Source organism: Mesorhizobium sp. M7A.F.Ca.US.006.04.2.1 (assembly GCF_004022915.1).
GTDB lineage: Bacteria > Pseudomonadota > Alphaproteobacteria > Rhizobiales > Rhizobiaceae > Mesorhizobium > Mesorhizobium ciceri.
Map to the genome: position 1 here is coordinate 1 of NZ_RZQA01000285.1, position 6,983 is coordinate 6,983.

A 6,983-nucleotide genomic window follows, 5' to 3' on the forward strand; every position below is an offset into this window, starting at 1 on the left:
ACGCTGTTCGGTGCCGGCGTCGATGGCCGCGGTGGAATCGTCGAAGACCAGCACGGACGGCCGCAGCATCAGGCTGCGGGCGATGGTCAGGCGCTGCCGCTGGCCACCGGAAAGCGACGCGCCGCGCTCGCCGACGACTGTGGTGTAACCGGCTGGGAGGCCCATGATGTAATTGTGCAATTGGGCGTACTCGGCTGCCTGCCCGATGCGGGTCTCGCGCGCCCAGGGATTGCCGTAGGCGATGTTGTTCTCGATCGAGGTGGTGAACAGGAACGCGTCCTGCTGCACGACGCCGACCGCCTTGCGCAACGATTGCAGCGTCACCTTGCGGATGTCCTGGCCGTCGATGGTTATCGCGCCTGAGGTGACGTCGTAGAAGCGCGGGATCAGGTGCGCGATGGTCGACTTGCCGCTGCCTGGCGGGCCGACGATGCCGATGGTCTCGCCGGACCTCGCCTCGAAGGAGATGCCCGACAGAGTCGGCCGGTCGCCCGCGCCCTCGTAGCGGAAGCCGACATTGTCGAAGCGCAGCACGCCATCGGTGACGACGAGATCCTTGGCGCCGGGCGCGTCCTCGATGTCGAGTTCGGCGTCGAGCAGTTCGAATAGCCGGCTGCCGCAGGTCGAGGCGCGCGCGAAGGAATTGACCATCAGCCCGAGCTGGCGCACCGGCATCTGCAGGATGGTCATGAAGGTAAGGAACTGGGCGAGCGTGCCGACGCTGATCTGACCCGCGATCACCTTCTGGCCGCCGAACCAGAGCACCAGCCCCATGGCGGCCAGGAAGGAAAAATTCATGGCGCTGGTGTTGGAGACGCGGATGTCGACGCGCTGATTGGCGAGGTCCAGCGCATCGCGCTTGGCGCGGTCGAATTTTTCCAGCTCATGCCGCTGTGCCGCAAAGGCCCGCACGACGCGGATGCCGCCGAGGTTCTCATCCATCACCCGGCTCAGCACAGACAGCCGCTCCTGCAACGTCAGCCAGGTGCTGCGCAGTTTGAGCTGGGTGACCGAGGACCGCCAGGCAACGAACGGCACGAAGCTCAGGCTGAGCAGCCCGAGCATGAGATCGGTGCTGATCAGGAGATAGGCGCCGACGCCGATCAGCACGCCGAGCAGCACCACACGCAAAATGCCGGTGGAGAAGAACATGCGCACGCCGTCGAGATCGAGCAGGCCGAGCGTGATCAAATCGCCGGTGTGGACCCTGTCGTGGTAGGCGAAGCTCAGGCGCTGGACCTTCTCGTAGAAGGCCAGCCGCAGTTCATAGCCGGTGCGATGACCGACGGCCTCGCCATAGTAGTTCTGCGCCATGGTGAAGAGGCCGCGCAGGATCGAGACGACGAGCAGCGTCAGCGCCGTGTTCCACAGCGCCTGTTCCGCCGCAGCGCCGGCGCCTGCGGCCATCACGCCTTGCGCCTGGTCGATGGCGCGTCCCAGCAGGCGTGGAATGAAAAGCTGCAGCGTCGCGGCGATGAAGGTCGAGACGATGGTGATGGCGACCTGCCAGGGATGGCGCAGCGTCATGCGCACGATGCGGAGCAAGGTGCTAAGGCCCTTGCCCCAGGAGGCTTCCGCCACATGGGCAAACGATTTGCCGCGCTCCGATGCGCTGCTGGTTGCTTGCGTGTTCAAGGAAAATATCCAAACCAATCCGGACGTTAGCCCGGACTAATAAAGCAGACTCAATGTGAGCGGTTGACTTGGCGCTATGTTACGCGGGTCTGGCTTGGCCCTTCAAGAGCCAATGCCGGCATCGCACTGTGCCTGAAGGAAAGCGAACATGCGGCTGTGACCTGGCTGGCACCAGCGGCGGAATCCTGCCGATCTTGCCGAAGGGCGTTGGCCGGACGAGGCCAGCACCTAGTGTACGCAAGCGCCGGCCGGACGGCATGCGACCTTCCATCCGGCCGGAATCCGGTTTGCTAGGCAGGTATCAGGACGGCGATCCGATGCACGCCGACCTCCTTGCTTGTATTTGTCGCCTCGTCGGTCTTGCCTTTGGCGCAGGTGTACATGTCACCCGTCTTGAGCTTGAATTCCTTGTCGGCCTTCTTGATCGTGAACGCACCTGAAGCAATGGTGCAGATCATATCGTTGTCCATCACCATCTGAGGCGCGTGTGCGCCGGGCTGAAATACCACGTCGACAATTGCGATGCTCTTGTAGGCGGGAATGTCGGAGTTGCCGGTGCTGACCTCAACCACCCTGACACCGGGCGCAATCTCCTTGCCTTCCTTCGGGCCGTATTTCTTCGCTGATGCCGCCAGGGTGAACAGAGGCGTTATCGCGACAGCCATCACACCGAGAGCAATTGCAGACCTGCGATTCATGGTTTTCATTGCATCCTCGCACGTCTTCGTCACGAAACGAATGTGCATGACAGTTATATATTAGCACAAATGAATGTACTTGTATGCGAGGAAGCGGCCCAACCACGGCGGCAGGAACTCCGCAGCAGCCGTCGGAGAGGTTCCAGACATCGACGATCTGCTTGCCGCTAAAACCCTGCCACTGCTGCGGACCTTCGGGCGCTCAGACACCCTTGCCGTGCCGCCAGCAGGCGATCAGATGCCCTGCCGCGGTCTCTCGGGCCGGCGGCTCCGTCTTTCGGCAGTCGAGCAGGACCAGCGGGCAGCGGTCGGCGAAGGAGCACCCCGTATTCGGGACGCCGGCCGACTCGATCTCGATTGGAGCGGATAGTCTCGGCGCAGCTTCGTCGGAGGACGCAGCCAAAAGCAGGGCCGTATAGGGGTGGTTGGGGCCGCGAAAAATCTGGTCGGAGGAGCCGGTTTCGACCAGGCGTCCGCGATAGAGCACGCCGATCCTGTCGGCCATGTAGCGCACCACCCTGAGGTCGTGGCTGATGAACAGATAGGTCGTGTCCTTGTCGCGCTGCAGGTCGTTGAGCAGGTTGAGAACGGTCGCCTGGACGGAGACGTCGAGCGCGGAAGTCGGTTCATCGAGCACGACGACCTTCGGCACGCCGGCGAAGGCGCGCGCGATTGCCGCCCGCTGCCGCTGGCCACCGGACAGCGAACGCGATTTCTGCTCGGCCGTGGCGCCGGCGAGGCGAACCGATTGCAGCAGGTCGCCGACGCGGGCTCTCACCTCGCTGCGGCGCAGGCCGGCGAGCCTGCGCAGCGGGCGGCCGAGGATCGTGCCGATCCGCTGGCGCGGATTGAGCGTGCGATCCGGCGACTGGAAGACCATCTGCACGTCGCGGCGTTCGGCAAGGTTTCTCTTCTCGACGCGCGGCGCGACCGTCCTGCCGAACAGTTCGACCGATCCGGCGCTTGGCGTCTGCAGACCGGTGACGATCCGTGCCAGGGTCGACTTGCCAGAACCGGACTCGCCGATCAGCCCGAAGGTCTCGCCCTGGCCGATGTCGAGATCGACGTGGTGCAGCACTGGCTGGCTGCCGAAGGCATGACTGATGCCTTTGCAGGCGATCGCGATGCGGCGTTCTTTTGGCAGGCCGGCGTCTTCGCCTTGGACTATTGGGTGCGCTGGCACGCCGTCCGTCTCCGCCAGTCTTCCGTCCCGCTTGGTGTAGTTGAGCGCCGGGATCGAGGCGATGAGCGCCTTGGTGTAGGCGTGAGAGGGGTTGTCGAAGACATCGCTCGCAACGCCGCTTTCGACCACGGTTCCCGCCTGCATCACCGCCACCCGGTCGCAGGAGCGGCGGATCATATTGATGTCGTGGCTGATCAGCAGGATGCTGGTTTTGTGATCCTTGCGTAAGTCGGAGAGGATGGCGATGATCTCGGACTGGACGCTGGCGTCGAGCGCCGTCGTCGGCTCATCCAGCACCAGCAGCGATGGGTCGAGCGCAATGGCAATGGCGATGTTGGCGCGCTGCTGCATGCCGCCGGAGAGTTCGTGCGGATAGAGATCCAGCACCCGCTCCGGATGGCTGACCCGGACGCGGCCGAGCAGTTCGGCGGCGCGCCCGCGCGCCTCTTCGAGGCGAACCGGGCGATGCCGCATGACCGTCTCGGTGATCTGGCGGCCGATCGTCATGCTTGGATTGAGGGCAGCACCGGGATGCTGGTAGACGGCGGCGATATGATTTCCCCTGAGCCGGCGCAGCTGCTCGGCGGAAAGGTCGCGGATTTCGCGGCCCTGGAATTCCAGCGCCGACGCAGCGATGCGGGCGTTTTTCGGCAGATAGCGCAATATGGCGAGCGCCACCGAGCTTTTGCCCGATCCCGACTCGCCAACCAGGCCGAGCGCTTCGCCTTCGCCGATGTGCAGTGACACGCCGCTGACGGCGGGATGCGATCCCTTGCGCCCGTCATAGGCCACGGACAGCTGGTCTACGTTCAGAACCGAGGAGGACATGGGGACTTGAAACCACTTTCTTCCAGCGCCGCCATCGAGGGCAATCGCTTCCGCTTTCGCAATACATTATCTTTATAAAATTACTCGAATTAAGCCGGAGCGCAATCTACCTTTCTCGCATCAGCAGAGATTGTCGCCGTCTGCCGAGGCAGCGCGACGGTCTCCGGAGCAGATCTGGAAGGAGGCCCGGCATGGCTCGAGACCACATGATCCTCAGCGCATTCTTCTTCAACCCGCAGGGCGATCATCGGATGTCGTGGCGCCACCCGAGGGCGCCGGGGCGGGAGGTACTGGATTTCGAATTCTACCGCGATCTCGTGCAGGCGGCCGAACGCGCCAGGATCGACACCATCTTCGTCGCCGACCACGTGTCGATCTGGGATTCAGTCAAGAGCGGCGTCGCCCATTACGCCAATGCCCGCCTCGAACCGCTGACGCTGCTATCGGCGCTGGCTAGCGTGACCAAGCATATCGGCCTGATCACCACGGCGTCGAGTTCCTACAGCGAGCCGTACAATGTGGCGCGCATGTTCGCCTCGCTCGACCATATCAGCAAGGGCAGGGCGTCGTGGAACGTCGTCACCTCGGCCATGGATGAGGAGGCGCGCAATTTCGGCCGAGACGGCAATATCGAACATGCTTTCCGCTATGAACGCGCGGCCGAATTCCTCGATATCGTCAAGGCGCTGTGGGACAGCTGGGAAGACGAGGCGCTGCTGATCGACAAGGCGTCAGGCCATTTCGCCGACCCCGACAAGGTCCATCCCATCGATCACAAGGGCAAGCACTTCAAGGTGCGTGGGCCGCTCAATGTCTCGCGGCCGCCGCAAGGCCATCCGCTAATCGTCCAGGCCGGCTCGTCCGAAGATGGCAAGAACTTCGCCACCGCCCAGGCCGATGCGCACTTCGCCATCTACAGCACCAAGGAGGATGGCATCAAATACCGTCAGGATATCAACGAGCGGCTGGCCCGCCACGGCAGGCGGCCGGAGAGCTTCAAGATCCTGCCCGGCATCCTGCCGATCGTCGCCGCCTCCGAAGCGGAAGGCCGGGAAAAGCAAGAATACCTGCAGACCTTGCTGCCGGATCAGGTCGGCATCGACCTTCTGTCGAGCTGGAGCGGGTTGGACCTGTCGCTGTTCCCGCCGGACGGGCCGCTGCCGCCGCTGCCGGACGAAAGCACGTTCAATGGCGGGCGCACATCGCTCAACCGGGTCAAGCAGTGGGCGAAGCAGAATCTCAGCCTGCGCGAGATCGCGCGCAAGCTCGCCAACAGCGGTTCGGTGCCGACGGTTGCCGGCACGCCGGTACAGATCGCGGACCAGTTGCAGGACTGGTTCGTTTCGGGTGCCGCTGACGGCTTCAACCTGATGTTCCCGCTGCTGCCAGAAGACTGGGTGAATTTTGCCGAACAGGTGGTGCCGGAGCTGCAGCGGCGCGGCGTCTTCCCGACCGAATACGGGCCGGGAACGCTGCGCGACCGTTTCGGCCTGGCGCGGCCCGCCAACCGCTTCGCCGAGCAGCGCGACAATGCGCGTGCCGTGTCCTGACCGGAAGAACGATCATGACCGTCGCACCAAGATTGCAGCCACGCGAAGCGACCGCGCCGCAGCTCGTCAATGTCCTGCACAGCCCCAAGCGTGTGCGCGTCAAATTCGGCGGCCGCACCATCGCCGACAGCCGCAACGTGCTGGTGCTGCGCTCCAACCATTTCCTGCCGATCTATTTCTTCCCGCCGTCAGCGGTCGACCCATCGGTGCTGAAACCTTCGCTGCATCGCGAGCCGCATCCGGTCGGTGGCGAGACCGCCTATTGGGATATCGACAGCGGCGACAGGCGCAGCGCCAACGCGGCGTGGTCGTTCGTGTCGCCGCCGGATGAAAACCTGGCGCCGCTGGCCGGCCGCATTGCATTCACCTGGAAGGCCGTCGACCAGTGGTTCGAGGAGGAAGAGGAAGTCTTCGTCCACGCCCGCGATCCCTATGCACGCATCGATGTTCTGCAAAGCTCGAGCCATTTGCAGATCTGGTTCGACGGCGAGCCGATCGCCGACAGCCACCGCCCGGTGCTGCTGTTCGAGACGCATCTGCCGACGCGTTTTTATCTGCCCGCGGAAGACATCCGGCTGGAGCGGCTGACGGCGTCCGTCACCACGACGCGATGTCCCTACAAGGGCATCGCCTCTTACTGGTCCGGCCTGCTGAGCGACGGTTCGGTGCGCCCTGATATCGCCTGGAGCTACCGGGATCCCATTGAGGAAATGCCGAAGATCAAGGGCCTCATCGCCTTCTATCCGCAGGCCGTCGACCGCATCCATCTCGACGGCGAGCCCGTCGCATAGATTTTCAATCTTCATTTCAAAGCAGGGTTTCAAAATGACCAGACGCAGAGATATCGACGCAGTTCGCAATCTGTCGGGGGACATCTGGAATGTCGCCGTCGACGAACATCAGGGCGGCTTTCTCAAGCGCCGCGATCTCCTCAGATATGCCGCACTGCTCGGCCTGAACGGCTTTGCCGCCTCGCAGGGGTTGGGAGGCGCGCGCGCCGCGGCTGCCGGCGGCGGCACGGTTCGCGTCGGGCTCGGCCAGCCGACCAAGGCGATCGATCCGGTTTCGGTGACCGATCCGGCCCGCATC

At 63.8% G+C, this 6,983-nt stretch carries 5 protein-coding genes and 1 pseudogene; 3 read left to right on the plus strand and 3 right to left on the minus strand.

All coding sequences use genetic code 11. The annotated features are described in order from the left end of the window. The 3 genes from EN925_RS16705 to EN925_RS16715 form a co-directional block, all read right to left on the minus strand. A partial coding sequence (locus tag EN925_RS16705; RefSeq protein WP_164894241.1) for an ABC transporter ATP-binding protein occupies positions 1 to 1,635 on the minus strand: 1,635 nt, incomplete at its 3' end. Positions 1,636 to 1,925: 290 nt separating this feature from the next. Then, the gene (locus EN925_RS16710) at positions 1,926 to 2,342 is read right to left on the minus strand and encodes a hypothetical protein (protein WP_127368933.1); all 417 of its coding nucleotides are present in this window, start codon (positions 2,340 to 2,342) and stop codon (positions 1,926 to 1,928) included. A 193-nt stretch (positions 2,343 to 2,535) separates the two neighbouring features. Further along, positions 2,536 to 4,344: an ABC transporter ATP-binding protein gene (locus EN925_RS16715; RefSeq protein WP_127368932.1), complete on the minus strand. Its 1,809-nt coding sequence runs from the start codon at positions 4,342 to 4,344 to the stop codon at positions 2,536 to 2,538. A gap of 191 nt (positions 4,345 to 4,535) precedes the next feature. Between EN925_RS16715 and EN925_RS16720 the strand changes: the two genes are divergently transcribed. The 3 genes and pseudogenes from EN925_RS16720 to EN925_RS16730 all read left to right on the plus strand — a co-directional run. After that, positions 4,536 to 5,894, plus strand: a complete 1,359-nt coding sequence (locus EN925_RS16720; RefSeq protein WP_024503940.1) for an LLM class flavin-dependent oxidoreductase — start codon at positions 4,536 to 4,538, stop codon at positions 5,892 to 5,894. 14 nt (positions 5,895 to 5,908) lie between these two features. Further along, entirely contained in the window at positions 5,909 to 6,685 is a 777-nt protein-coding gene (locus EN925_RS16725; RefSeq protein ID WP_024503939.1) for a DUF427 domain-containing protein, read from the plus strand. 34 nt (positions 6,686 to 6,719) lie between these two features. Next, positions 6,720 to 6,983 (plus strand): annotated as a pseudogene (locus EN925_RS16730) (peptide ABC transporter substrate-binding protein); the annotation flags it as partial.

Bases quoted from the DNA above. Each gene is read 5' to 3' on its own strand.
- EN925_RS16725 (WP_024503939.1), top strand. From the start codon at position 5,909: ATGACCGTCGCACCAAGATTGCAGCCACGCGAAGCGACCGCGCCGCAG.
- EN925_RS16710 (WP_127368933.1), bottom strand. From the start codon at position 2,342: ATGAAAACCATGAATCGCAGGTCTGCAATTGCTCTCGGTGTGATGGCT.
- EN925_RS16720 (WP_024503940.1), top strand. From the start codon at position 4,536: ATGGCTCGAGACCACATGATCCTCAGCGCATTCTTCTTCAACCCGCAG.
- EN925_RS16715 (WP_127368932.1), bottom strand. From the start codon at position 4,344: ATGTCCTCCTCGGTTCTGAACGTAGACCAGCTGTCCGTGGCCTATGAC.